The 2,567-nt window shown below is 51.5% G+C and carries 3 protein-coding genes; 2 read left to right on the forward strand and 1 reads right to left on the reverse strand.

The window, feature by feature from the left end; translation table 11 throughout:
- Positions 1-342: 342 nt before the first annotated feature.
- Positions 343-561, reverse strand: coding sequence for a hypothetical protein (locus tag RE027_RS17690; protein WP_182407767.1), 219 nt, complete (start codon positions 559-561; stop codon positions 343-345).
- Between the two features lie 1,201 nt (positions 562-1,762).
- On the opposite strand from RE027_RS17690, the gene RE027_RS17695 reads away from it, so the two are divergent.
- Positions 1,763-1,990 carry a YgdI/YgdR family lipoprotein gene (locus tag RE027_RS17695; RefSeq protein WP_021243043.1) on the forward strand — a complete coding sequence of 76 codons (228 nt, stop codon included), beginning with the start codon at positions 1,763-1,765 and terminating at the stop codon, positions 1,988-1,990.
- A gap of 311 nt (positions 1,991-2,301) precedes the next feature.
- Positions 2,302-2,541, forward strand: a complete 240-nt coding sequence (locus RE027_RS17700) for a Rop family plasmid primer RNA-binding protein (RefSeq protein WP_063151273.1) — start codon at positions 2,302-2,304, stop codon at positions 2,539-2,541.
- Positions 2,542-2,567: the final 26 nt, after the last annotated feature.

Consider the following 2,567-nt stretch of genomic DNA (forward strand, 5'->3'; position numbering starts at 1 on the left):
CTTTACGCCATGCTGAACGCACAGATAGGCGAGAAAGATGCGTGAAAATCGGTGAACGGGTGCGCAATTCAGTGCGCGGCCGTGAGGCGATGGCGGGGTGTCGGGGCGCAGCCCTGAACGGGGTATTTGTGATGCCGCCGCGTGCGCGGTATTACAAATGCACATCCTGTCCGGGAGCGGACACCGGGAAACAGCAAAAAAAACCGGGCGACACGCCCGGAACTCAATCAAGTTAGATTACTCTCAATCTTCCATAACAGCATCATGGAACGACGACCACCGTCCGTGACGGCCGCCTGGATTGAGTATGGACAAAAATTCAGGAAATGCTTCAGGAAATGCTCAGGACGAAACGTAATGAATGCGAACTGATTCAAGAAATTCGAGCATGACCGCCCTTGCGGCCGGTTCGGTTTCAGACAAAATCTGCCGGTATGCATCCAGCATCATGGCTCCGGCATCCCCTTCGGCACGCCGGAGCCAGCCCGAAACAACGGACACAAGCAGGTGTCGCTCATCATCATTAAAAGTCATCAGGGCTCCGGAGGAAAAACCAAACATGGCTTACCTCCTGTTAACGGCAACGCAGAAGAAAGGTTTACAGGGTAGCGGGCAGGAATGAAAAAAATCGCAGTCAGACCAGAACGGCTGCTTAACCGGTACAGGCGGGTTCCGGGCGCAGCGCCGGACCAGTCACGCAGCGCTAGCGGAGTGTATACTGGCTTAATATGTTGGCACGGATGCGGATGTCAGTTAAGTGCTTCATGTGGCAGGAGAAAAAGGCGGCATCGGTGCGTCAGCAGAATATGTGATACAGGAGATATTCCGCTTCCTCGCTCACTGACTCGCTGCGCTCGGTCGTTCGGCTGCGGCGAGCGGTACGGGCTTACGTACAGAGCAGAAATTTCCTGGAGAATGCCAGGAAGGTTCTTAGCGAAAAAGGCATAAGGCCACGGCAAAGCCGTTTTTCCATAGGCTCCGCCCCCCTGACAAGCATCACGAAATCTGACGCTCAAATCAGTGGTGGCGAAACCCGATGCGGCTTAAAGATACCAGGCGTTTCCCCCTGGTGGCTCCCTCGTGCTCCCCCGCATTCCTGCCTTTCGGTTTACCGGTGTCACTCCGCTGTTATGGCCGCGGTTTCTCATTCCACGCCTGACACTCAGTTCCGGGAAGGCAGTTCGCTCCAGGATGGACTGTATGCACGAACCCCCCGTTCAGTCCGACCGCTGCGCCTTATCCGGTAACTATCAACTTGAGTCCAACCCGGAAAGACACGACTAATCGCCATTGGCAACGGCCATTGGTAAACAGGATGTGCGAGAGATGTATCAAGAGTTCTTGAAGTGGCGGCCTTAGTGAGGCTACACTGAAAGGACAAATTTGGTGACATGTCTCGCACAAGACTGTTACCACGGTTAGGGGATCTGCCAGGATTACCTAACCTTCGAAAAACCACCTGCCAGGGTGGTTTTTTCGTTTACAGGGCAAGAGATTACGCGCGAAAAAAAAGGATCTCAAGAAGATCCTTTATAAATTAGACATCCAACCTCACAAAGAGGAATACTTAAATCATCTTGGTATATGTATCTGCTGGATTACATCTCATATAAGCCTCCTCCCCGCTTGACACCACACTTTGACCATAGCACCTCGCGCCTAACTCGATATACAGCCCACCATCAAGCCTCTTTTCACATAAAAAATAACCTATAGTTAGATGGTTAGTGACCAAAACTGATATGGATAAAAGGAGCTGGCTTTGAAAAAGATTTTTGTTTCAGTGTTCGCAGCGGCAGTTGCGCTTTCAGCCCTCACCGGCTGCACGCGCACAAGCTATGCCATACACACCAATGACGGTCGCACTATTGTCAGCGACGGCAAACCTAAAGAATCAGACTCAGGCCTGCTTGGCTATACAGACGCGAATGGTGTCAAACAGCAGATCAATAAAACCGACGTTAAAGAAGTCTCCGAAATTCCGCACTGAGCATATTCTCCGAAAAAGGCCGCTAATGTGGCCTTTTTCTTTACCTGTGGTTCTCCGCCAAAATCCCAGCAAATTGCATCACCAAAGCTAAAAGCTTTCAGGGTTGTCTAAAAAGCACAAGACATAAGAGGAAGTGCGGTATTTTATAATCAAGCCCCCAAGAATTTACCATAACATCCGTTGCCCGCACCGCCTCAGACGCGCTCAGCGCGTTTCTGACGGAACCATGACAAAAACCACAACAAACCACCCCGGAACCCGTCAGAAACGCGCCTGTTAAATTTTAACGGCATGCATGACTATGCACCAGAATGACGGCATGCTCTTTTCACGCAAAAATCATCACCAGACGGGGAAAATCACCAGTGACCAGACAGGAATCCGCCGCCCTCAACATGGCCAAATTTATCCGCTCACAGACACTCCTCCTCCTCGAACGGCTCGAACAGATGGATCTGGATGAGGCAGCCGGCTGCTGTGAGCATCTGCACGATCAGGCTGAAGCGCTTTACGCCATGCTGAACGCACAGATAGGCGAGAAAGATGCGTGAAAATCGGTGAACGGGTGCGCAATTCA

It is taken from the genome of Kocuria sabuli (genome assembly GCF_040981185.1).
Classification (GTDB): Bacteria; Actinomycetota; Actinomycetes; order Actinomycetales; family Micrococcaceae; genus Kocuria; species Kocuria sabuli.